This is a genomic window from Actinoplanes sp. ATCC 53533 (assembly GCF_003947245.1).
In genome coordinates this window covers 39,587-62,371 of the sequence record NZ_QHHV01000134.1, presented here as the reverse complement: position 1 = coordinate 62,371, position 22,785 = coordinate 39,587, and the positions used below count along the sequence as shown (strand labels likewise).

24 protein-coding genes and 1 tRNA gene are annotated in these 22,785 nt (G+C 69.6%); 13 read left to right on the top strand and 12 right to left on the bottom strand.

The window, feature by feature from the left end; translation table 11 throughout:
• From DMB66_RS37745 to DMB66_RS37735, 3 genes are all read left to right on the top strand, one after another.
• A partial coding sequence (locus tag DMB66_RS37745) for a reverse transcriptase domain-containing protein (protein WP_125808914.1) occupies positions 1 to 975 on the top strand: 975 nt, incomplete at its 5' end.
• A 196-nt stretch (positions 976 to 1,171) separates the two neighbouring features.
• The gene (locus DMB66_RS37740; RefSeq protein WP_158647501.1) at positions 1,172 to 2,473 is read left to right on the top strand and encodes an exo-alpha-sialidase; all 1,302 of its coding nucleotides are present in this window, start codon (positions 1,172 to 1,174) and stop codon (positions 2,471 to 2,473) included.
• A 1,177-nt stretch (positions 2,474 to 3,650) separates the two neighbouring features.
• Positions 3,651 to 4,415: a 3-keto-5-aminohexanoate cleavage protein gene (locus DMB66_RS37735; RefSeq protein WP_125808912.1), complete on the top strand. Its 765-nt coding sequence runs from the start codon at positions 3,651 to 3,653 to the stop codon at positions 4,413 to 4,415.
• A 543-nt stretch (positions 4,416 to 4,958) separates the two neighbouring features.
• Here DMB66_RS37735 and DMB66_RS37730 read toward each other — a convergent pair.
• Positions 4,959 to 5,031, bottom strand: a tRNA-Lys gene (locus DMB66_RS37730).
• Positions 5,032 to 5,188: 157 nt separating this feature from the next.
• Here DMB66_RS37730 and DMB66_RS37725 point away from each other — a divergent pair.
• From DMB66_RS37725 to DMB66_RS37715, 3 genes are all read left to right on the top strand, one after another.
• The gene (locus tag DMB66_RS37725; RefSeq protein WP_125808911.1) at positions 5,189 to 6,469 is read left to right on the top strand and encodes an Ig-like domain-containing protein; all 1,281 of its coding nucleotides are present in this window, start codon (positions 5,189 to 5,191) and stop codon (positions 6,467 to 6,469) included.
• A gap of 141 nt (positions 6,470 to 6,610) precedes the next feature.
• Positions 6,611 to 7,882, top strand: a complete 1,272-nt coding sequence (locus DMB66_RS37720) for an Ig-like domain-containing protein (RefSeq protein WP_125808910.1) — start codon at positions 6,611 to 6,613, stop codon at positions 7,880 to 7,882.
• Between the two features lie 102 nt (positions 7,883 to 7,984).
• Positions 7,985 to 8,452, top strand: coding sequence for a hypothetical protein (locus DMB66_RS37715; RefSeq protein ID WP_125808909.1), 468 nt, complete (start codon positions 7,985 to 7,987; stop codon positions 8,450 to 8,452).
• A gap of 18 nt (positions 8,453 to 8,470) precedes the next feature.
• Here DMB66_RS37715 and DMB66_RS37710 read toward each other — a convergent pair whose 3' ends face one another.
• Positions 8,471 to 8,665, bottom strand: a complete 195-nt coding sequence (locus tag DMB66_RS37710; protein ID WP_125808908.1) for a nuclear transport factor 2 family protein — start codon at positions 8,663 to 8,665, stop codon at positions 8,471 to 8,473.
• Between the two features lie 3 nt (positions 8,666 to 8,668).
• Positions 8,669 to 9,040 (bottom strand): nuclear transport factor 2 family protein, encoded by a 372-nt coding sequence (locus DMB66_RS37705; RefSeq protein ID WP_125808907.1) that lies wholly within the window; start codon positions 9,038 to 9,040, stop codon positions 8,669 to 8,671.
• A gap of 92 nt (positions 9,041 to 9,132) precedes the next feature.
• Between DMB66_RS37705 and DMB66_RS37700 the strand changes: the two genes are divergently transcribed.
• Entirely contained in the window at positions 9,133 to 10,101 is a 969-nt protein-coding gene (locus DMB66_RS37700) for an RNA polymerase subunit sigma-70 (protein ID WP_125808906.1), read from the top strand.
• Here DMB66_RS37700 and DMB66_RS37695 read toward each other — a convergent pair.
• The 4 genes from DMB66_RS37695 to DMB66_RS37680 all read right to left on the bottom strand — a co-directional run bounded on the left by DMB66_RS37695 (position 10,085) and on the right by DMB66_RS37680 (position 11,863).
• Positions 10,085 to 10,429 (bottom strand): PRC-barrel domain-containing protein, encoded by a 345-nt coding sequence (locus tag DMB66_RS37695; RefSeq protein WP_125808905.1) that lies wholly within the window; start codon positions 10,427 to 10,429, stop codon positions 10,085 to 10,087. The genes DMB66_RS37700 and DMB66_RS37695 overlap by 17 nt on opposite strands.
• A 41-nt stretch (positions 10,430 to 10,470) precedes the next feature.
• On the bottom strand, positions 10,471 to 10,902 hold the full coding sequence (locus DMB66_RS37690) for a response regulator (protein WP_125808904.1): 432 nt from the start codon (positions 10,900 to 10,902) through the stop codon (positions 10,471 to 10,473).
• 64 nt (positions 10,903 to 10,966) lie between these two features.
• Entirely contained in the window at positions 10,967 to 11,317 is a 351-nt protein-coding gene (locus tag DMB66_RS37685; RefSeq protein WP_125808903.1) for a DUF2750 domain-containing protein, read from the bottom strand.
• A gap of 72 nt (positions 11,318 to 11,389) precedes the next feature.
• A complete protein-coding gene (locus tag DMB66_RS37680; RefSeq protein WP_125808902.1) occupies positions 11,390 to 11,863 on the bottom strand; it encodes a DUF2000 domain-containing protein in 474 nt (157 codons plus the stop codon).
• Between the two features lie 71 nt (positions 11,864 to 11,934).
• Here DMB66_RS37680 and DMB66_RS37675 point away from each other — a divergent pair, with 71 nt between their 5' ends.
• From DMB66_RS37675 to DMB66_RS37660, 4 genes are all read left to right on the top strand, one after another.
• The gene (locus DMB66_RS37675; protein WP_233625119.1) at positions 11,935 to 12,402 is read left to right on the top strand and encodes an Lrp/AsnC family transcriptional regulator; all 468 of its coding nucleotides are present in this window, start codon (positions 11,935 to 11,937) and stop codon (positions 12,400 to 12,402) included.
• A 56-nt stretch (positions 12,403 to 12,458) separates the two neighbouring features.
• Positions 12,459 to 12,944, top strand: a complete 486-nt coding sequence (locus DMB66_RS37670; RefSeq protein WP_125808901.1) for a GNAT family N-acetyltransferase — start codon at positions 12,459 to 12,461, stop codon at positions 12,942 to 12,944.
• A 109-nt stretch (positions 12,945 to 13,053) separates the two neighbouring features.
• The gene (locus DMB66_RS62950; protein WP_199752856.1) at positions 13,054 to 13,785 is read left to right on the top strand and encodes a hypothetical protein; all 732 of its coding nucleotides are present in this window, start codon (positions 13,054 to 13,056) and stop codon (positions 13,783 to 13,785) included.
• A gap of 154 nt (positions 13,786 to 13,939) precedes the next feature.
• A complete protein-coding gene (locus DMB66_RS37660; protein ID WP_125808900.1) occupies positions 13,940 to 14,383 on the top strand; it encodes a hypothetical protein in 444 nt (147 codons plus the stop codon).
• 16 nt (positions 14,384 to 14,399) lie between these two features.
• Here DMB66_RS37660 and DMB66_RS37655 read toward each other — a convergent pair whose 3' ends face one another.
• The 5 genes from DMB66_RS37655 to DMB66_RS37635 all read right to left on the bottom strand — a co-directional run bounded on the left by DMB66_RS37655 (position 14,400) and on the right by DMB66_RS37635 (position 20,517).
• Positions 14,400 to 16,985 (bottom strand): lipopolysaccharide biosynthesis protein, encoded by a 2,586-nt coding sequence (locus DMB66_RS37655; RefSeq protein ID WP_125808899.1) that lies wholly within the window; start codon positions 16,983 to 16,985, stop codon positions 14,400 to 14,402.
• Between the two features lie 151 nt (positions 16,986 to 17,136).
• Positions 17,137 to 17,643 carry a GrpB family protein gene (locus DMB66_RS37650; protein ID WP_158647500.1) on the bottom strand — a complete coding sequence of 169 codons (507 nt, stop codon included), beginning with the start codon at positions 17,641 to 17,643 and terminating at the stop codon, positions 17,137 to 17,139.
• Entirely contained in the window at positions 17,640 to 18,743 is a 1,104-nt protein-coding gene (locus tag DMB66_RS37645) for a magnesium and cobalt transport protein CorA (RefSeq protein ID WP_125808920.1), read from the bottom strand. Before DMB66_RS37645 ends, DMB66_RS37650 begins: the two co-directional genes overlap by 4 nt.
• A 79-nt stretch (positions 18,744 to 18,822) precedes the next feature.
• Complete coding sequence (locus DMB66_RS37640) at positions 18,823 to 19,560, bottom strand: ABC transporter permease (protein WP_125808897.1); 738 nt, start codon at positions 19,558 to 19,560, stop codon at positions 18,823 to 18,825.
• 3 nt (positions 19,561 to 19,563) lie between these two features.
• The gene (locus tag DMB66_RS37635; protein WP_125808896.1) at positions 19,564 to 20,517 is read right to left on the bottom strand and encodes an ABC transporter ATP-binding protein; all 954 of its coding nucleotides are present in this window, start codon (positions 20,515 to 20,517) and stop codon (positions 19,564 to 19,566) included.
• A gap of 62 nt (positions 20,518 to 20,579) precedes the next feature.
• On the opposite strand from DMB66_RS37635, the gene DMB66_RS37630 reads away from it, so the two are divergent.
• Both DMB66_RS37630 and DMB66_RS37625 read left to right on the top strand, forming a co-directional pair.
• Entirely contained in the window at positions 20,580 to 21,536 is a 957-nt protein-coding gene (locus DMB66_RS37630) for a YafY family protein (protein WP_125808895.1), read from the top strand.
• A 157-nt stretch (positions 21,537 to 21,693) separates the two neighbouring features.
• Entirely contained in the window at positions 21,694 to 22,737 is a 1,044-nt protein-coding gene (locus DMB66_RS37625) for an amidohydrolase family protein (protein ID WP_125808894.1), read from the top strand.
• The last annotated feature ends 48 nt before the right edge of the window (positions 22,738 to 22,785 follow it).

Here is a 22,785-nt window from a genome sequence, read left to right as displayed (position 1 = left end):
GTGGCTATGGAACTGGAGCGGAAGGCCGAACCGATCTTCCATCCGGACTCCTATGGCTATCGGCCTCGGCGGTCTGCGCTCGACGCCGTGGCCACCTGCCGCTCGCGGTGCTGGAAGACGGACTGGGTGATCGATCTCGACATCCGGAAGTTCTTCGACAGCGTGCCGTGGGACCTGGTGGTCAAGGCAGTCGAGGCGAACACCGACCTGCCGTGGGTGGTGCTGTATGTCCGGCGGTGGCTGCAAGCGCCGCTGATGCTGCCCGACGGCTCGTTGCAGGCCCGGGACCGAGGAACCCCGCAGGGTTCCGCGGTCTCGCCCGTGCTCGCGAATCTGTTTCTGCACTACGCGTTCGATCTGTGGATGGCGAGGAAGTTCCCCGGCGTCTCTTTCGAGCGGTACGTGGACGACGCGGTGGTGCACTGCGTCAGCCAGACTCAAGCACAGCATGTGCTGGCAGCGCTGCGGGAACGGATGCATGAGGTCGGCCTGGAGTTGCACCCGGACAAGACCAGGGTCGTGTACTGCAAGGACAGCAACCGGCGAGGGGAGTACGAGAACACCTCGTTCACCTTTCTGGGGTACACGTTCCGGGGCCGGGAGGTACGACCCAGGACAGGCAAGCGATTCACCGGGTTCAACCCGGCGATCAGCAGCGACGCCTTGAAGAAGGTCAGTCGCCAGGCGCGGTCATGGCGACTGCACCGGCACACGGAACTCTCCGAAGCGGACCTCGCCGCCTGGGTCAATCCCCGGGTGCGAGGCTGGATGCAGTACTACGGCGCGTTCTACCGCTCAGCGCTGTATCCCCTCCTGACACGCATCAACGCCTACCTGATGCGCTGGCTCCGCAAGAAGCACAAGCGGCTGCGAGGACGAAAGCGAGCACAGGACGCCTGGACCCGAGCCGTCACCATGAGGCCCCGGTTCTTCGCCCACTGGGCTTGGGTCAACACCGTCCCCGCAGTCTGGTGACCAGGGCGACAAGAGCCGTATAACGAGAGATCGTTACGTACGGTTCTGTGAGAGCCGGGGGCTGCGATGCCCCCGGCTACTCGACATCGTTCTTGCGGTTGACGTTGCCCTCGACACAGGCATTCGGACTCTCCGAACAAGCCCGGCAACGCGGCATGGCCGTTGCGCGATCTTGTTAATGTATGGACCGGCAACGATGAAGCGCAGTTCAGGTCCGTCTCGCATGCGAGCCACGCGAGACGGACCTCTTTGGCGGGGGATGATGATGAGACGCTGGATTGCCATCGGGGCAGCCGTGATGATGACCGCGGCCCCAGTGTTCGTGGGACGCGCTTACGCAGCCACGCCAAGCCCCGAGGGCTTCACCTTGTTCGGTGCCAACGACATGCTGAACGGCTCGTCCTATGACGGCTTCCGTATCCCGGCCATCGTGACCACCACCCCGGGAACCCTTGTCGCATTCGCGGAGGGTCGGCGCAACAGCGAGAGCGACTGGGGCGACATCGACCTGGTGATGAAGGTCTCGACGGACAACGGGGCGAACTGGTCGGCGCTGCAACCCGTGGCAACCGGAGGCACCGACACGTGGGGTAACCCGACACCGGTCTACAACCCCAACAGCGATCCCGCCACCGGCGGCACCATCTGGCTGTTCGCGCAGCGGACGGATGGGACCATCACCAGTGTGTCGCAGACGACCTGGGAAAACCGTGAGGTCTACGCGCTGTCGAAGCCGGTCGGCGCGAACGGCGCACCCAGCGGGGCGTGGACCTTCAAGAACCTCAACTCCACACTCAAGCCGTTGAACTTCAAGTGGGACGCGATCGGCCCCGGCAACGGTGTCCGTCTCACCCAGCACGGCCCGGACAAGGGCGCCCTGGTCATCCCCGCCTGGGGTCGCAACATCTACAGCAAGGACGGCGGAGCGACCTGGCAGCAATCAACCCTGCCCAGCCGCGAGGGCGTCGAGGGCACGGTCACCGAGCGAACAGACGGAAGCCTATATCGCAATGACCGTCCGGGGGCGTCCGGCTTGGACTACCGTACGTTCCTCAGCGGCACGCTCAACGGTGGATACACGAACTATCAATGGCACAACGGCGCCAACGACACACTCACTGAGCCCACGAACAGTGACGGCTGCCAGGGCTCGACGCTGCGATACAACTTCGACGGCAAGCACCGTCTGATGTTCCTGCACCCGAGCAGCACCACCGACCGCCGAGACATGAAGATCAGTATCAGTTACGACAACGGTGGCACCTGGGACAAGATGTCTCGGCTCATCCCGCGCCCGACCGGGTGGGGCAGCAGCACCGACCTGAAGGAGGGCGGCTACTCCAGCATGACCAAGACATCGGACTTCAACGTGGCTGCCCTCATCGAAGGCAGCAAGTCCGACCCGTCCAACCCGGCCGGTACGGGCTCGAAGGAGCCGTTCATCGTGTTCCACAAGTTCAACCTGCCCTGGATCCTCAACGGCCGCACCGAACCCTAAACGAACCGTACGACGGTTTGTGTCGATCATCCGGGTGGAGTGGCTGGTCAAGGACTTCCGCCGGCCCAAGCGGCACGATGGACCATTTGACGGCTTGCGCACGTTGTTCTCACGCCAACACACGGTCACTCGCGCGGTGGCCGGGGTGACGCCCTAGCGGGACAGGGAGCGCAACGCCCAGCAGATCGGGGTGGTGTTCAGCCAGCGCAGTCAGCTCGGCGGCGAGGTGGAGCCGTTGCAGGTGCGGGGCCAGGACGTTGATGGCCGCGGCTTCGGCGCCCTCGACGTCGATCTTGATGATGCGAGCGGCCGGCGGTCTCGAACGAGGAGTGGGCAGGGACGCTGGGGGCGACCGTGGCGGTGTCGCCGAGGTTGGCGGGGTCGGGTAGGTAGAAGGTGAGGCGGGTCGGCCGGTGACCACGACAGCGGGGCCGGCCTGGCGGCTTGGACCTGCTCGGCAGCATGGACACGGTCCTGCACTCCGCCCTGGCTGCCCTTCCGTCCGCCCGCCGCGGCAGGGGTGTCAGCACACCGCGACGGGTCTGGTCCCAGGCCAGTGCCCTCGCCGCCCGGCTGCCCGCGATGTTCACCTACCTGCGCGACCTGATGGCCCCCCACGGAATGGGCGTGACATCGGGTAGCAACCCAACCGGTCACGGCGCCTACCTGCTACCGGCCAGTTCGCCGTGGCGGCGCCATGGCGACGAGCCACAGGTCCACGCTCGGCGCTGTCGTACATCGATGCGAGCCGATGCCATCCGTTTGTCGCCGGACAGCGGCATCCGGGCGCCCACGACCGGGTGTGCGGGCGCGATGAGGAGCTGGGATGCGAATCAGGAGCCAGGCGAAGACCAACGTCGCGAGGAGGCTGCCGTCGCTGTTCGGTGGCCGTCCGCCGGAACAGGTCAGGTGGGCGCACTTGTTGACCGTCGGGACGGGGTTCGAGCTGTTCACGGCTGCCTACCCATCAGGCGGTCCAGCGGACCTCGGCCACAACCGGGGTCGACCAGGTGCTTGCCTGACAGACGGCACACGAAGCCCCGGACGCGTCCGGCAGCACATTCATCTGTCGATGAGTGGATGTTCCGTAGCCGGTCGAGGCGATCTCGGATTGTCATCTCGGCGGGCCTGTCGGCGCTTTTCGCTAGGGTAGCGGCCACCGGCGGAAGGTAGCTTCGTGCAGTCGAGGATCGAACGGATCAAGGTGTGTCTCAACGGCGGCCGGTTCCGGGACGAACATCCGGCTGTACCGGTTACTCCCGGCGAACTGGCTGTGGAGGCGGCCGCCGCAGTGGCTGCCGGCGCCGAGGCATTGCACTTGCATCCGCGCGAGCGCGGCGGCGCGCAGTCGCTGCATCCCGACGATCTGGCGGCAGCCGTCACCGCAGTGCGCTGGGCTTGTCCGAGCGTGCCGGTAGGGGTGACAACCGGATTGTGGATCTGCGACGGAGATATTGGGCGGCGGCTCGCGACGGTGACCCGCTGGGCTGACCTGCAGCCGGCGGCACGGCCTGACTTCGCCTCGGTCAACGTCAGTGAGGGCGGCTTCGCCGACCTGGTCGAGGCGCTGCAGCGGGCTGGAATCGGGGTGGAGGCAGGGGTGTGGTCGACTGCCGACGCGCAGACGCTATCCGCCAGCCAGGTCTCCTGGACCCGCATCCTGGTAGAGATCATCGACGGTACGGCCGTGACAGCCGTTGCCGCGGCCGACGCGATCCTCACCAGCCTCGACGATGTCGGGGTCACCGCGCCGCGGCTGTTGCACGGCGAGGAGGCGACGTGCTGGCCGCTGGTTGTTCACGCAGGCCGATTGGGGCTACCCACACGCATCGGGCTGGAGGATACCGTCGTCGGCTCGGCCGGCGAGCCGGTCGTCGACAACGCTGACCTGGTCCGCCAGGCGCTGGCTGCGTGGACTACGGCCGCGTCATCACACCGGTGAACCTTCGTATGCATGCATGTCGAACCACCCGGCCACGCCGCCGTCCGGACACGTTGACCGACGACGCGTCGTCACGAACTGTGGTGGGTCCATCGTCCGGTCAGCGTCCTGAACTGCCGAAGGTAGTGCGTCGCAAAAATCTGCCGTCGACAGCTTCTCGGCACCGATGCGGCGTCGCTAGGGAGCCCAGGGGTTCGCGATACTCGATGCGCGAATTGCCTTCCCTGTGTGAAGTCCCCGAACGGACGCCCCGCCTCTCACTGGCGTTGCTGACCGAGAGCCCGAGAGTGCCTAGGCTGCGTGATCGGGCGCCCCTGAGTGTCCGGGGGTAAGGGGCCGCGCAGAGCCACGAATCCGGGGCTATGGGCGACCAATTCCCCTGGTGACCTGGATCACCTGGGGGTCGCCATGGCGGCGAATGTCGCCCCCCGTCGGCGGGTGTCAGCGTCTCCAGATCACGCATGGATCACGTGTTCGTCCACAGGGGACAGAAAAATGGCCCTAACCAGGCGTAAAACGCCTGATCAGGGCCATGATCACAAGTGCGCCGCGTAGGACTTGAACCTACAACCCGCGGATTAAGAGTCCGCTGCTCTGCCAGTTGAGCTAGCGGCGCTCTCTGACAACGCAGAAACATTAACACGGGCTTCCCGGGAGCCTGAAATCGGTACCCCTCACATGATCGTCTTGGCTGGACCCACCGTCGGGGGGACTCCCTGCGTTGCGCACATGAGGCAGGATGTGCCCGCGGAACGTGGGATCGAGGATCAAGGATGGTCGGCATGCGGCGCTCGCTCGTGGCGGTTGTGGCGTTGGTGGTGGTCGCGCCGCTGGCACTGGCTGCTTGTAGTGGTGATGAGGACAAGCCCAGTCCGGCCGCCTGGGTCGGTGCTTCGCCGTCCTCTGGTTCGTCGGCCGTGCCCGAGTCGGGGGTCGCCGAGTCCGGTCAGACCGGTGGCGTGTCCGCCGTCTCGCTCAGTGTGACGCCTGCCACGGGTAAGAAGGATGTGCCCGTCAGCGCCGAGATCGGTTTCAAGGTCTCCGGCGGCAAGGTGACCACCGTCGCGCTCAAGGATGCCTCCGGTAAGGATGTCGCCGGGGCGCTGCGGGAGGACGGCTCGGCCTGGGTGCCGAGCAAGACCCTCAAGACCAGCAAGCGGTACGACGCCACGGTCACCGCCGTTGACGCCGCCGGTGTCACCAAGACCGCCAGCACCTCCTTCACCACCATGGGTAAGCCGGCCCGGAAGACGGGCACCGGCCTCTACCTCTTCGACGACAAGACGTACGGCGTCGCCATGCCGGTCGTGGTCGAGTTCAGCCCGGGCATCAAGAAGAAGGACCGGGCCGCCGTGCAGAAGCGGATGTTCGTCAAGTCCTCGCCCGAGCAGCCCGGCACCTGGTCCTGGACCTCCAGCGGCACCCAGGCCTACTATCGCGCGCCGAACTACTGGAAGACCGGCACCGAGCTCACCGTGCGGATCGCTGTCGGCGGTCTGCCGACCGGCGGCGGCCGGTACGGCGACGAGGACCGTGCCGCGACCGCCAAGATCGGCCGCAGCTTCGTCATGAAGGTCGACAACAAGACCAAGAAGATGACCGTGGTGCAGGAGGGCAAGACCATCCGTACGCTGCCGGTCAGCCTTGGCAAGAAGAGCACCCCGTCGTCGAGCGGCACGATGGTCATCATGGAGAAGAAGGCCTCCACCATCTTCGACACCACGGCCGAGCTGGGCCCGACCGAGGGTTACCGGACCAAGATCGACTATGCCCAGCGCATCACCTGGAGCGGCCAGTACGTTCACTCCGCGCCGTGGTCGGTCGGCGCGCAGGGCAAACGAAATGTGTCACACGGCTGTGTCAACGTGTCCCCGTCGAACGCTCGCTGGCTGTTCGACAAGACGCTGATCGGTGATCCCATCACCGTTCGGGGTACTGAGGACAAGCTCGATGTCGGCAACGGCTGGACGGCTTTTGACATGAGTTGGAAGGAATTCGTGAAGGGCAGCGCGCTGCCGGTGCCCGCCGATCTGGCGGCCCAGGAGGGCGTCTGAAGCTTGAAGCGTAAAGTGGGTTCCGTCGCTTGAAACCTGGCGCGGCGCCGTCCTCCTGAGGCCGCGGCACGAAACCGGGATTGGTGGCCCGGCATTCATGGAGGAAGATGGGCGCCGGACGACAGTGCGGTGAGAGGGATCATGGGATTTCGTGGAGATGGGTCGACCGGCGTCCGGGCGCCGCGGCTGGCCGGCGGGGCCGGGCGCCGGCCGTGGCGGGTCGGCGTGGCGGCACTGGTGGTTGCGAGCGTGCTGGTCACCGCCGGTTGCAGCGGTGACAAGGCCGAGACGCCATCGTGGCAGGGCGGCGCGCAGAGCGACGGCTCCACGGCCTCCGAGTCTCCATCGCCGCAGCCCACGCTGAGCACGGTGGCGGTGACCTTCCCCGCGGCCGACGCCACGGACGTCGTCGCGGCCACCGAGATCAAATACGACTCCGAGGATGCCGCGAACACCTCCGTGGAGGTCAAGGACGCCGACGGCGCCGAGGTCAAGGGCACCCTCGACAAGGACAAAAAGGTCTTTACCCCCGCAAAGACGCTCGGCTGGGGCAAGACCTACACGGTGACGGTCAACGGCACCCCCTCGGGCGACAAGGGTGGCAGCACGACCAGCTCGTTCACGGTGATGAAGAAGCCGTCGAAGCTGGTCCGCGTCACGAGCTTCCTCGGCGACGGCCAGACCGTCGGCGTCGCCATGCCGATGATCGTCAGGTTCGGCCGCTCGGTGCCGGAGAAATACCGCGCCGAGGTCCAGCGCCGCATGCCGGTGACGGCGTCGCCGGTGCAGGAGGGCATCTGGCACTGGATCAGCCCCACCGAGGTGCACTACCGCCCGAAGACGTACTGGAAGGCCAACACCAAGATCTTCTACAAGGTGCAGCTCGCCGGCGTGCCGATGGGCGACGGCTGGTACGGCCGCTCCGACCTGACGGTGGATCTCAAGGTCGGCCGCTCGTTCGTGATGACGGTCTCCAACAAGACCAAGAAGATGACCGTCAAGCGGGACGGCAAGGTCATCAAGACCATCCCGGTCAGCCTCGGCAAGAAGAGCACCCCCTCGTCAAGCGGCACGATGGTCATCATCGAGAAGAAGGAACACACCGTCTTCGACACGACCGACGAGTTGCCCGAGGGCGAGGGCTACCGCACCAAGATCGACTACGCGCAGCGGGTCACCTGGAGCGGCCAGTTCATCCACTCCGCGCCGTGGTCCGAGGGCGTGCAGGGCCGCTCCAACGTCTCGCACGGCTGCATCAACGTCTCCATGGCGATGGGCAAGTGGCTGTTCTCCCGCACGATGCTCGGCGACCCGGTCACGGTCAGCGGCACCGAGGAGAAGCTGAAGAGATACAACGGCTGGACCGACTGGGACATGAGCTGGGCGGAATACAAGAAGGGCAGCGCGATCTGAGCGCGTCCTGAACAAACACCGCGTGACGCGGGCCGGTCGGTTTCCGACCGGCCCGCGTGCCGTTTCCCGGCGGTACGCCCACGGCGGTCTTACGCTGTGCCAATGTCGCGATCACTGTCCGCTTTGATGCTGTCCGTCCTGATCGCGGGAAGCACGGTCGCCGGCTGCTCCGACCCGTCACCCGATGCGGCCACCTCGCCGACAGCCGCCGCGCCCAGCGCCCCCGGCAACGAACAACCCGGAGCCTCGGCCGCCCCGGACGGCGAGCCGCCAGGAGCGGCGGCAGCCCAGGTCGACGAGCCGCCCGGCACGATCGCCTGCGGCAAGGCGGTCCAGGCGGTCCGGGAGGCGACCCTGATGAATCCGGGCGTGATCACCGACATCACGGCCGCCACGGGCACGGCGGACGCCCCCGTGGCCGACGCGGCGCAGGGCCTGTCGGCGGCCTACCGCAAAGCGGTCGCCGCCTACGACACGGACGCCGAACCGGACGCGGTGGCAGCGGTCAGCGCGGCAGCCGCGGAACTAGTGAAGATCTGCGGCGACTCGGGCCTGGAAACAGTCGGCTGACCCCCCGAACAGCCCGTCTCACACCACGCTGGCGTGCGCGGCGACGATGCGCCAGCCATGCCCGGCGTCGCGCACCCAGGTCCGGGTGTAGCGCATCCGGGCCTCGAACGGCGAGCCGCCGATGCTGCCGCGCAGGCTGCCGAGGAACCAGGTGATCCCGGTCTCCCCGGCGACCAGCACGGCCAGCTCCTCCTCGTGCAGAGCGTCGATCATCTGCTAGCCCGTGGCCTGCCTCGCGGCGGCGAACGGGAGCCGGTCGAAGATGAACCGGTTGTAGGTGATTCTTCCGAGCTCGACGGTCAGGCACTCGGCGCCGGGGCCGCTGGCCACGAGAGGCGTGCTGGTGTCGTACATCATCAGTGCTTTTCGCTCGTCACCGTAGGCGGCGATCAGGGTGGCGCTGATCAGCGTCCGCGCGAACGGCGCGAGGAACGCGCGGTAGGCCTCCCGGCCTTCGATGCGGCCGGCCGGGGCGTCGCAGACGATGTCGTCCGCGACGTAGGTCAGGGCCAGCGTCAGGTCCTTGGTCGTCCAGGCTTCGTGGTACGCCAGGGCCACGCGCAGGGCGGCGCTCGGTTCGTCGGGCATCGGGGTTCCTTCCGGTCGCGTTGTTCGCTCTCTTGTCGAGACACCGGCGAACGCCCGATCGGAACGGTCCGGGCGGGTGAGATGCTGCGGTCGTGGACGGTACGGGGTTCGCCGAGCTCGTCGAGCCGCATCGCCGTGAGCTGTTGCTGCACTGCTACCGGATGCTCGGGTCGCTGAGCGACGCCGAGGACGTCCTGCAGGAGACGCTGGTGGCGGCCTGGAAGGGGCTGGCGGACTTCGAGGGGCGGTCCTCGCTGCGGTCGTGGCTGTACCGGATCGCGACCAACCGCTGTCTCAACGCCCGGCGCGATGCGGCCCGGCGGGTTCCCGCCGCGCCCGTGCCCCCGTTCCAGCCGCCCGAGCCCACCCGGCGTGACGCGGTGACCTGGTTGCAGCCCTGGCCCGACGCGTTGCTGGACCAGGTTCCCGACAGCGCGCCCGGGCCCGAGGCGCGGTACGGGATGAAGGAGGCGGTGGCGCTGGCGTTCATCGCCGGGCTGCAGCGGCTCCCGCCCCGGCAGGCCGCCGTGCTGGTGCTGCGGGACGTCCTCGGCTATTCGACCGCCGAGGTCGCCGGGATGCTCGCGACGTCAACCACCGTGGTGAAGGGCGCGCTGCAGCGGGCCCGGGCCACGCTCGGCCGGCTCTGCGCCGACGGGGAGGCACCGCCGGGGGATGAGCGGCTGGCGCGGCGCTTCGCCGAGGCCTTCACCGCCGGCGACGTCGACGCGGTCGTCGGGCTGCTCGTCGACGATGCCTGGCTGGCCATGCCGCCGGCGCCGCACGAGTATCAGGGGCCGGCCGCGATCGGGGCCTTCCTGCGGGCGAGCGACGCATGGCGCGGGTCGCGGCGGATGCTGCTCGTGCCGGCCCGGGTGAACACGCAGCCGGCGTACGCCTGCTATCTGGCCGAGCCCGGCGAGGCGGTCGCGCGGCCGGCCGGGCTGATGGTGGTCACCGTGCGCGGCGATCGGATCGGCGGGCTGACGCGCTTCCACGACAACGCCACGCTGGGCCGCTTCGGTCTGATCGCGGCTGGGGCGGTCATTTCGGCTGGATGAGCCAGTTCCAGGCGCGGCGCAGCCCCTCGGTGAAGGAGTCGTCGCCGTCGGCCGTCGTCTCCTGGCTGGGCTCGGGCAGCTCGGCGGCGGGCACCGACACGATCACGCCATGCTCGAAGAGGCCGTCGATCTGGTTCGCGTTCGCGTACCGGTGGCCGTCCGCGGTCTTGACCACCAGGCCCTGGAAGATCTCGTCCTGGTCGTCGGAGAGGACGTGCGCGACCACGCCGACCTTGTCGCCCGCGCGGTCGAAGACCGGCGTGCCGTCGGCGAGGACCAGGAACGACTGCGGAGCCCCGAGGTCTTCAGGGGCGGTGTTGTCCGGCATGTTCCTGCTCGTACCCCGGGTTGGTCTCCGGTAACCGCAGGTCAGTCGCCCGGCGGGAGCATCGCCACTTCGCGGTAGAAGCGGTCGATCGTGCGGACCGTGGCCTCGAACTCGTCCAGCCCGAACGGCTTGGTCACGTACGCGTTCGCCCGGTGCTGATAGCTCGACTCGATGTCCGGGGCCGCACCCGAGGTGGTCAGGATGACCACCGGGATGGTCTTCAGCCGGTCGTCGGTCTTGATGGCCGCGAGCGTCTCGCGGCCGTCCATCCTCGGCATGTTCAGGTCGAGCAGGATCAGGTCGGGGCGCTGGGCATTCTCGTACGGCGCGGTGCGCAGCAGGTAGTCGAGCGCCTCGCGCCCGTCCACCACCCGGTTGACCGTCGTCCGCGTCTCGGTGTCCTCGAGGGCCTCCGAGATCATCAGGGCGTCGGCATCGTCGTCATCGACGACGAGGATCTCGAGACTCCGCACCGGTACCCCCTTGTTTGCAGTCCGGCAAGCATAGGGGGTGCCGCCTGTGGAGACCACAGCCCACTCAGGGCAGGTCGGCGAACCATCCGGTGACCTGGTCGGGCGCCACGTCGAAGCCGGTGGCGCGCGGGCCCGCCCAGTTCACGCCGACCAGCAGGCCGTCGCTGCGCAGCCCGGGCAGCCAGCTGTCGAGCCAGTCGCGCACGGGGATCTCCACCACGTCGAACCCCCGGTACGCCGCCACGGCTCCGACGACCCGCTCGGCCCGGGAGCGCTTGGACCAGAACGGCATGGCGCGGCTGCCTGTCGCGTCCTGCGGGGCGGGATGACCCGCGGCGTCCCGGATCGACCAGACCCGGCCCTCGCGGGGCACCTCGCGACGGAACGCCGCCGAATGGGCCGCACTGAGCGACATGCCGTCTCCCTCGGTGGTTAAGTGCCTCTATCGTCCCTTGTCGGAGCTTTACCGGTGATTTGAACCGGAGAATCAGACGAGCAGACCCAGGCGGTGCACCAGCTTGTCGATCCGGTTGCGCGGGCCGACCAGGCTGATCGCGTGGTACGCCAGCTCGGCGCCGGCAGTCTCACCGACCTGCCGCAGGTATTCGTCGTAGACCCGGGTGGCCTGGCCCTGGACCGGCATGTCGGCGACGAAGACACCCAGCGACCCGACTGCCCGGGTCCGGATCTCGGCGAGCCGACCGGCGGGAGCGCCCAGCACCGAGCAGCCCGCCCAGGGCAGGCCGGGGTGCGGCGAGCCGTCGGCGTCCTTGGCGTCGGGACCGATCAGCCCGGTGACCGTCGCGGTGGTGGCCGCCGCGACACAGATCGCGGCGTTGGTGGCCCGCCCGGCGGGCAGCGCCTCGTCGACGACGACCACCCATTTGAGCCGGGCGGACCGGGTGGGCTCGTCGGTGCGGATCTCGGCGGGCTCGAAGCCGATCTGACTAATACCGTCCATGACCACAGACGGTAGGCATTCACACGGTCTCGCGGCAACGAATCCGTACTTAATTCGGCTACGCTGCGCGGATGGTGCACTTGGACGAACTTGATACGGCGTTACTGCGGGAACTGCAGGTCGACGCACGGCGTACCAACCGCGACATCGCCGCCGCGGTGGGCGTCTCGCCGACCACCGCCCTCGACCGGACCCGGGCGCTGCGCGAGCGTGGCGTCATCCGGGGTGCCAGCCTCACCGTCGACCTCGCCGCGATCGGCCGGCCGGTGCAGGCCCTCATCGCGGTCCGGATCCGGCCGCCGTCCCGGCAGAACATCGAGGCCTTCCGGAACTGGGCGGCGGCCCTGCCCGACACGCTGGGCGTCTTCGTCACCACCGGCTCCGAGGACTTCCTGATCCACGTGGCGGTGCCGGACAACGAGAGCCTCTACGCCTTCGTCATCGACCGGCTGACCGGGCACGCCCACGTGGCGGACGTGCGCACCTCGGTGGTCTACGAGCACCTGCGCAACGACCGGATCAGCCCGGTCGCCGGTTGAGGGCGCGCCCGAAATGCGGTGGCGCTCGGCTGCCGGCGTCTGCCTATGGTTCCGCCATGGAGATCAGAGCGGCGACGCCGCAGGACTGGCCCCGGATCTATCCCTTCTGGTCGCGGATCGTGGAAGCCGGCGAGACGTACGCGTACCCGCTCGGGCTCTCCGCCGACGAGGCCCGGGCGCTGTGGATGGAGGAGCCACCCGGCCTGACCGTGGTCGCGGTGGACGGCGGCGAGATCGTGGGCTCGGCGAAGATGGGGCCCAACCGGCCGGGCCGCGGCGCGCACGTGGCCACCGGCAGCTTCATGGTCGACCCCGGCCGGCAGGGGCGTGGCGTGGGCCGGGCGCTGGGGGAGTACGTCGTGGCGTGGTCCCGGGACAACGGCTATCACAGCATCCAGTTCAACGCCGTTGTGCAGGTCAATGACGCTGCCGTGCGGCTGTGGCAGGCACTGGGCTTCGTGATCGTCGGGACGGTTCCCGAAGCATTTGATCATCAGTCGAAAGGACGAGTCGGGCTCCACATAATGGTTAAAAAGCTATAAAGACGCCCGAAACGCCTCCAAATCCCGTAGTAGGCAGCAAAACGCCCATAGCCTCTTGCTCATCAGGCCAGCCCTCGGCCTGATGACGAACTAGTTTCGGAGGAATGGGATGAACAAGTCTCGGCGTATCGGAGCCCTCGTCGCTGCCACCGCGGCCGCGGTCGGCATGGCGTCGCTGGTCGCGCCCACCGCTGCGGAAGCGGCGCCGCGGGGACCGCAGCCCGTCTCCAACTTCGTCCAGCGGGTGCGAGCGCACACCGACACCTGGGTCAGCGTTCGCTGGCAGACCGACCGTCGCATCTGCGACGCCGTGGTGTGGGTGAACGGCCGGCGCGTGGATGTCGAGTACCCGCGCGGGAACCGCTTCACCTCCTTCTCGCGCGGCAACACGCTGCGCCGGGGCGGCAGCGACTTCACCGCGTTCCGCGTGAACGCCGACTTCGCCCGCTCCGGCGTGGCCCAGCTGCGCGCCACGATCGCGTACGACGGCTGCGGGCGGCGCGACCGCACCATCCGCAGGTCGTTCATCCTGGCCATGCCGGTCGTCGCGTTCCACCCGGGCAACGGCCCGATCGGCGGCGGCCACGGCAACGGCCCGGGCCACGGCAACGGCCCGGGCCACGGCAACGGTCCGGGTAACGGCAATGGCCCGGGTAACGGTCAGGGCAACGGCAATGGGCCGGGTAACGGCAACGGGCCGGGCAACGGTCAGGGCAACGGCAACGGCAACGGGCCGGGCAACGGTCAGGGCAACGGCAATGGGTCGGGTAACGGCAACGGGCCGGGCAACGGTCAGGGCAACGGCAATGGCCCGGGTAGCGGCAACGGCCCGCGTCACTGAAGTAAGTGATCATCAAGTAACTGAGCACTGAGGAAACGCGCGAGGTGGCCACCCGGCCGCCCGCGCGTTTCTCATTTCCCCAAGCAGCGACGACGTGACCGAAATCGCAATATTATTGGTCATATCGCCGTTTCATGCGCCTGAGGGAGTGCCCATGAGGAGTCGACGAATCGTCACGCTGGCGGCCCTGAGTCTGGCGACGGGCCTGGCCACGGTAGCGACGACGACCCCCGCGACAGCGTCCGGCCCGGGTCCGCGGCCGGTCACCACCTGGCTTCAGGCCGTGCCGACGGGTGAGACGTCCTGGGTCAGCGTCTCCTGGACGACCGGCCGGAAGATCTGCGACGCCGCCATGACTGTCGAGGGCGACGACGTCCGGATCGGCTACCCCGGCACCACCGGCACGCACACGTCGTTCTCGCGGAGCGACAAGCTCAAGCCGGGCCGCCCCGACTACACCGCCTTCACCGTGCGTCCCACCGACGACGAGGAGCTGTTCCTGCGGCTGGAGGCGACCCTGAGCTACCACACCTGCGGCCGGCACCCGGTCGAGAAGGCCCGGACCTACCGGCTGACACTCCCGGTGTCGCGACGGTAGTGACCTCGACGAAGCCCTAGCGGGTCGCCATGATCAGCGCGGCCGGGTCGGTGCAGACCAGCCGCAGCGCCCGGGCCACCACGGCCGGGTCGTAGGTCGAGGCGTGGAACGTCGCCTCCAGGTGCAACACCCCGCCCATCTCGGAGGTGGTGAGCGTGATGCCCTCGGGGCCGTTGAGCGTCGGCACGCTCTGGTTGACCCGGCCGGCCGCCTCGACCGCCCAGGGCAGGTCGGCGAGCACGTCGTGCCGGCCCTGGTTGCTGAAGGTCAGCCGGGGCCGCGGCTCGATCGGCAGCTCCGCCGGATACTCCTCCGGCAGGCCCGGCGCGCCGGCCACCGCGATCTTGCCCTCGCGCAGCAGCATCATGGTCAGGATCCGGCCGGTGGCCAGTTCCGCCTTCAGCGTCGTGTGGATCGCCTGCGGGTCGGTCAGGCTCGGCGGGCTCAGGAACGGGCCCATGCAGAAGTTGCTGTCGATGCTGACGCCCTTGTCCACGTACCGGCGGGCGTCAGCCAGGAACGTGCCGCCGGACAGGTCCGGGTTCAGGCCCAGTTCCCGCAGCGCCGAGGCGAAGGCGGCGAACGTGATCGCCGAGGTGGTGACGCCCGGCGCGTACTGGTCGCGCCAGGTGCGCATGCTGCCCAGCACCTCCGCGGACCGGTCGGTCCGCACGGTGAGACCCGCCGCCCATGGCCGCGTCGGGGACTCCTGCGGGTGCGGCGGCCGCGCGAAGCTCAGCCCCTCCTTCCACCGGCCCGGCTTGGTGCCGAACTGCTTCCACCAGGCCTTCGGCAGGGCCCACCGGTGCCGCACGGACGGGGCGATCACCGCGGCGCGCTCGTCGCCGGCCGCGCGGACCAGTTCGCGCAGCAGTGTGTTCACGGGGCCCGCGTCGCCGTACGCGTGGGCCACCTTCATCGCCACGTACCCGCCGCCGGCCAGGATCCGCACCGGGTGGTGACCGCGCGGCTCGGCCTGCAGCTGCCGGGTCATCTCGTCGAAGTCGGCCGGCCCGTCGCCGAGATCGGTGACCGCCTCCCGGACGTAGGCCGCGAACGCGGGCGCGTCCAGGTGCAGCCACTTGGCGCCGGCTCGGTCGAGGCGCGACACGGCGCGGTGCGCCGGGTCGGCGGCGTGCAGGCCGATCAGGGCCTCGCGCAGCCGCTCGGCGGTGATCCCGGTCAGCGGGCCGACGGTCCGGATGTACTCCAGTGGCAGCCAGGCGCGCTCGCGCAGAGTGAGGCTGGTGGTGGACATGATGTTCTCCTCCAGGGGCGGGCGGGCGAAGACGACCCGGAGCACGGTCGGTGCGACCAGCACCGTCTCCGCGGCCATGACCAGCGCCACCCAGGTGACGAGTTCGGTGAGGCTGCCACGGCTGCCGCCGTACCAGGCGGCGACGAGCTCCGCGACGCCGGCGAAGACCGAGAAGATGCCGGCGCCCCGGACGCGGCCCTGCACCCGGGAGATCGCCAGGAAGAAGTGGTGGAAGACGAACGGCACGTAGGTCAGCGCCAGGATCATCAGTGCGGTGCCCGCGGACTCGGCGTAGCTCGCACCGAACAGGCCCATGATCGGCTTGGCGGCGAAGACCACGACCAGCGAGGCGGGGAAGCCGACGCCGAGGCAGATGAGCAGGCCCATCCGCACCTTGGAGCGCAGCGCGGCCTTGTCGCCGCTGGCCACCGCGAACAGCGTCAGCGCCACGTTGCCCGGCACCATCGCCAGGAACGACAGCACCATGAACGCGGTGTAGAACGACGCGTTCGCCTCGGCCGAGAGCACCGCCGTGACGACCAGCGGCAGCGCCGCCCGCGGCAGGTAGGTGGCCAGGTTCAGCAGATTGTGGTCGAACGTCGCCTGGCCACGGCCGCGCAGCAGCGACAGTCGCGGCCGTACCGAATCGACCATGCCCTTGCGCCGCAGGGCGCGACCGAGGATCGCGACCGAGAGCACCATGCCGGCGACCCAGGTGAGCAGCAGTTCGCCGCCGGTCAGGGTGATCGGCAGCACGGCGAGCAGCCCGAGCAGGACCAGCTTCACCACCGAGAACCAGGCGTTGCGCATCAGCTGGAGCGGTCCCTGCAGCAGCCCGACCAGGGCCTCGTCCAGGACCAGCGTCATCGCGTTCAGCGCGATGGCGAAGACCAGCAGCGCGGTGGCGGCCGTGCCGCCCAGCGCGTGCTGCAGCCCGGGGGCGGCCAGGTGGGCGAGCGCGACGTAGCCCAGGCCGCCGAGCGTCGCGGCGCTGCCGGCCACCAGCAGGCAGGTGGAGATCAGCTCCCACTTGCGGCCGCGCAGCGAGCCCAGGTCGGAGATCAGCATGGTGCCCATGCCGAACATGCCGATCGTGCCGATCAGGGTCATCGCCGAGACCGCCGCGGAGGCCTGGCCGACGGCCTCGGCGGGCGCGGCGCGGGCCGCCACCCACCAGTACGCGAAGCCGAACAGCGAGGTGATCGCCGTGGTGGCCATGAGCGAGCCGGCGTTCAGGAACAGGTCCAGGTGCCCGCGCAGGGCGGCGACCAGGCCGCCACGAGCAGGCCCCGCCGGCCCGGGATCCGGGCTCCGCGGTGCGGCCTCGGCTACCGAATTCTCCACTACTACCGCCCCCAGTGCAGTGCATCGGAGCCAAACGGTAGTTACCGGGCGTATCCGACTGCCACGGCAGAGTGGTGCACACTCCGCATACCGTCCGGAGTGGAGGCAGGACCGTTCGGTGGATCTCTTGGGACGCCTGGGGCGGGGGTGACTAGGCCTCCCAGACCGGCACGGGCGGCAGGCCCCGCGCGGCCCGGGCCGCGTCGGTGAGCTCCTGGATCAGCTCGGTCTTACCGCGCGTATATGCCAGGCCCGGCCCGAACTTGTCCATCAGCTCCCGCTTGAGCGCCGCATAGCGGTCACGGTCGGCGGGATGGGTGAGCAAGTGGTCGCGGAGCAGCCGCTCGTTGCGCGTCGGCCAGCTTTCCGCGGTGACGACGTGCAGGTGGTAGGCGGTGCTGTCGTAGTCCTCACGCCGGTAGAAGAGCCGTTCCGGCATGTCGGTCGGCTCCGTCCGGTAGCCGAGCGTCTCCAGCGCGCCGGCGTTGACCTCGTCGAGGTCGTCGACGCTGGCCATCAGGTCGATCACCGGTTTGGCCGGCAGTCCGGGCACGGCGGTGCTGCCGACGTGCTCGATCGCCAGGAACAGGGGCGCCAGCACGAGGCAGGCCTGCTGGCCGAGGCCGGCCCACCGCAGGTCCGGTTCCGCAATCGTCACAGCCAACCCGCCTTCTTCAGTCGGCGATGCAGGATCACCGCGGCGCCTGTCATCAGCAGCAGCACGCCGGCGTAGCCGTACTTCCAGCCCAGCTCGGGCATGTGCTCGAAGTTCATCCCGTAGACGCCGGCGATGGCGGTCTGCACCGCGGCGATCGCGGCCCAGGACGCAATCTTGCGCATGTCATTGTTCTGGTCCACCGAGACCTGCGCCAGCCGGGCCTGCAGGATCGAGTTCAGCAGGTCGTCGAAACCGGCAACCCGGTCCACCGCCCGGCCGAGCCGTCCCCGCACGTCGACCAGGTACGGATGCAGGCCTTCCGGCACGACGTCACGGTCGAGCAACCGCTGCAGCGGCTCCTGCAGTGGCATGACGGCTCGCTTGAACTCCACCATCTCCCGCTTGAGCTGGTAGATGTGCGCGATGTCGGGCGGCTTGCTGGCGGAGAACGCGACCTCCTCCAGCGCCTCCAGGTCCCGTTCGACGTGCCCGGCGACGTCCAGATACTCGTCGACCATCCGGCTGCTCACCGCGTACGCGACCGCCCATGGACCCTCGGCCAGCAGGGCGGGCCGCTGTTCGAGCTCCTCGCGGACGGGCCGCAGCGATCCCGCCGCCCCGTGCCGCACGGTGATGACGAACCGTTCCCCGATCAGCACGGTGACGTCGCCGGTGTCGACGACCTCGGAGGTGTCGGTGAGCTCCTCGTGCTCGACATACCGCGCGGTCCGCAGCACCAGCCGGGTGACGTCCCCGATCACCTCGGCGGCGGGCCGGTGCCCGGCCGCGGCGGCCTGCCCGGCGGTGAGCTCGTGCAGGCCGAAGACCCGGGCGATCGCGGCCATCGTGGCCTCGTCCGGCTCGTGCAGCCCGAGCCAGACGAACGCGCCCGTCTGCCGCTGCGCCTGCCGGGCGGCGTGGGTGTAGTGCAGCTGCCCGGGCCGCCGGGAACCGCCGTGGTAGACAGCGCAGTCGACGACGGAGTCGGGATTGCCGCGGCGTGGCTGCACGCCGGTGGGCACCTGCTTGCCCAGGCCCTCGATGAGCCGGCCGAGCGTACGCGGCAGCGAGCCCGCCTCTCTCCGCCGCAACCCGAACATCCGTCGTTCCCCCATCGCTCGCCCGCCGTGCGGAGATCACGCTAGCGGTAGACCGCCCACCTCCGCCGCACGGTGGGTCTCAGGTCGAGCGCTGCATGGCCCGGGTGCCGACCAGCAGACCGCCCGCGCCCACCACCGCTGCGGCGATCGCGCCGGTCACGGTCGTCGACGCCCAGACGTCCCCGTTGAACAGGGCCCGTTCCGCGTCGACGACGTAGGTGAGCGGGTTCCACTTCGCCAGTGCCTGCAGCCAGCCCGGCCCGGCCTCGATCGGCAGCAGCATGCCCGCGAGCAGCAGCAGCGGGAACAGCAGCGTCTGCTGCACGGTCCAGAACAGCCATTCCTGGTTCTTCGCCGCCAGCGCCAGGGTGTACGACAGCGAGCCGAGCCCCAGGCAGAAGACGCTCAGGATGACCAGGCCGAGCAGCGCGCCGCCCAGGTGCAGCTGGAAGCCGAACGGCAGGCAGATCGCCACGATCACGGCGGCCTGCACGACGACCGGCACGATCTCCTTCAGCGCCCGGCCGATCAGCAGCGCGGGCCGGCGCAGCGGGGTGACCAGCATCCGCTCGTGTGACCCGGTCTGGATCTCGAAGAGCAGGTTGGAACCGGTCATCGAGGTGCCGAACAGACAGGACATCACCACGATGCCGGGCACGAACCACTGCAGGCTCAGCTCGTCCGGCAGCAACGGCGCGAAGAGCCCGAGGAAGATCAGCGGCTGGACCATCGAGAAGACGACGGTGAACGGGTTGCGCAGAACCGGCCGCAGCTCGCGGCTGAAGACCACGCCGGTGTCGGTGACAAGGTTGGTCATCGTTCAGACCTCCACGAGAGTGGGTTGGGCGGCGCCGCCTTCGCGCAGGCTGCGTCCGGTCAGTTCGAGGAAGACGTCGTCGAGGGTGGCCCGCTTGACCTCCACGTCGGCCGGGAACAGGCCGGTGGCGCGCAGGTCGTCGAGCAGCCCGGTGACGAGGCGGGGTGCGCCGGGGACGGTGATCGTGAGCTCGGTGCCGTACCGGTGGGATTTGTGCGGGACGCGCGACGCGGCCGCCGCCGCGTCGGTCTCGTGCTCGAAGCCAAGGATGATCCGGTCGCCGACGTGCTCGTTCTTGAGCCGCGCCGGGGTGTCGTCGGCGATGATCCGGCCGTGGTCGATCACGATCACCCGTTCGGCCATCGCGTCGGCCTCGTCGAGGTAGTGGGTGGTCAGCACGATCGTGGTGCCGTGCCGTTCGCGCAGCTCGACGATGTGCCGCTGCAGGTTGGCGCGGTTCTGCGGGTCCAGCCCGGTCGACGGCTCGTCGAGGAAGAGCAGCTCGGGCGCGTGGATGAGACCCATCGCGATGTCCAGCCGGCGGCGCTGACCGCCGGACAGCGTCGACACGGTGCGGTCGGCGACCTCGCCGAGGTCCAGCGAGTCGATCAGCTCGGCGGCCCGCCGCCGGGCGTCGGCGACCTTCATCCCGTACGCGCGCCCCTGGCTGATCAACTCGTCGCGGCCGCGCTGGCTGTGCGCGGCGCCGTTGCCCTGGCCGATGTAGCCGATCCGGTGCCGGACCTCGCGTTGCGCCCGGACCACGTCGTGGCCGGCGACCCGCGCGGTGCCGGAGGTCGGCGGGATCAGCGTGGTGAGCATGCGCAGGGTGGTCGACTTGCCGGCGCCGTTCGGGCCGAGCAGCGCGACCAGCTCGCCCGGCGCGACCGTGAGGTTGATCCCGCGCACCGCCTGCACATCCTTGAAGTGCCTGGTCAGCTCGTGTGTCTCAATCATGAGACCAACGCTAGGGTGCTATGCGGCCAGTTTCTGACCGCAATGAACGGGAGACTGAGGGCATGGCGAACACGAGTGCCCGGATGCTGCGGCTGCTCTCCCTGCTGCAGACCCACCGCTATTGGCCCGGCACGGAGCTGGCCGGCCGGCTCGAGGTCAGCCCGCGCACGCTGCGCCGCGACGTCGACCGGCTGCGTGAGCTCGGCTATCCCGTCGACGCGGCCCGCGGCGTCGCCGGCGGCTATCAACTGCAGGCGGGCGCGGCGGTGCCGCCGCTGCTGCTCGACGACGAGGAAGCGGTCGCCATCGCGGTCGGGCTGCGGACGGCGGCGGCGGGTGCGGTGGCGGGTTTCGAGGAGACCTCGGTGCGCGCCCTGGCGAAGGTCATCCAGCTGCTCCCGCCCCGGCTGCGCAAGCGGATCGACGCGTTGCAGGCGGCGACCGCGCCCGGCGTCTTCGGCGGCGGCCCCACCCTCGACGCGGCGACCCTGACGACGATCGCGCTGGCCTGCCGCGGCGAGGAGAGGCTGCGCTTCGACTACACGGCGCGGGCGGGCGCCGGGTCGTCGCGATATGTCGAACCGCATCGGCTGGTCTCGCTCGGCCGCCGCTGGTATCTGGTGGCCTGGGACCTCGACCGCGGCGACTGGCGCAGCTTCCGCATCGACCGGATGAGCGTGCCGGAGCTGACGGGCGCCCGCTTCCGCCCGCGGGAGATCCCCGGCGGCGATCCGGTGGCCTGGATGCGCTCCCGGCTGGCCGCGGTGCCGGCGCGTTACGACGTGTCGGTCGTGATCGACACGGCGGCGCCGGAGGTGCGGCAATATGTGGGCCAGTGGGGCACGGTGGAGCCGGTCTCGGCGGCGAGCTGCCGGCTGCGGATGAATGTGGACGACCTCGGCTGGCCGGTGATGGTGCTGGGCACGCTGGGCGCCGATTTCGCGGTGGAGTCGCCACCGGAACTGCGCGACCGGGTCCGGGCGGCGGGCCAGACCCTGCTGCGCGGTGCGGACCGGTAGCCGGGCCGGCCACTGAGGAGTTTGGACGGATCGGCGCCCCCGTGGCGCCGATCCGCATGAACAACCTATCGACCGCCTACGACATTTTTCCGCGCTACCTGCGCGTGAGCTTATATAAGTATTCACTGAATTAACGGGCCCCGCCTAGGCTGCCGGGATGACCGTCCTCAGAGTCCGTGGCACCGCCGTCGCGACCGGCGAACCCGTCGACCTCTACGCCGACGGGGACCGCTGGACCACCGACCCGGTGCCGTCCGCCGAGCTGGTGCCGACCGGCTGGCTGCTGCCCGGCCTGGTCGACGCGCATACCCACCCCGGCTATGCCGAGATCGGTGACCCGCTCGACCACGAGGCGCTGCGTGGCCACCTGCATCAGCACGTCGACAGTGGAGTGACGCTGATCCGCGCGCCCGGGCTGGCCGGCGACCCGCCGGACTGGTTCGGCACCGACCCGGACGTGCCGCGCGCCGTGCACGCCGGGCCGTGGATCGCCCAGCACGGTCAGTTCTTCGACGGCTGGGGCCGGCGCGCCACCCACGCCGAGCTGCCCGACCTCGCCGCCGGCCAGGCGGCCCGCACCGGCTGGGCGAAGCTCATCGCCGATTGGCTGCCCGGCGACGAGCACATCCCGGTCGACGTGCTGCGCGCGATCGTCGAGCGGGTCCACGCCGTCGGCGGCCGGGTGGCGGTGCATTCCCAGCAACGAGCCGGGGGTACGGCCGCAGTCGAGGCCGGCGTCGACTCGCTGGAACACGGCACCTGGCTCGACCCCGGGTTGCTCGACCGGATGGCCGCCCAGGGCACCGCACTCACCCCGACGCTGTCGGTGCTGCTGGACGGCGTACCCAGGGTGACCGCCCGGCCGGAGAGCGAGAAGCGCAGCTGGTTCCTGGCCGGGGTGGCCGCGCATCCGGGGCTTGTCGCGGTGGCGGCCGAGGCGGGCGTGACCCTGCTGGCCGGCACGGATTCGTTGCCGCACGGCCGGATCGCCGCCGAGGTCCGTGCCCTGGCAGGCGCCGGGGTGCCCGCCCACGAGGCGCTCGGTGCCGCGTCCTGGACGGCCCGTGCGTACCTCGGGCTGCCCGGCCTGGAACCCGGCGCCCCGGCCGACGCGGTCGTCTACGCGGCGGACCCGCGCACCGACCTGGACCAGCTCGACCACCCCCTGGCGGTGATCCTGCGCGGCCGCCGGATCCGCTGAACGCGTCCGACCAGCCCGTGTTTCGGATCGGGGCCGGGCCGCGGCGGG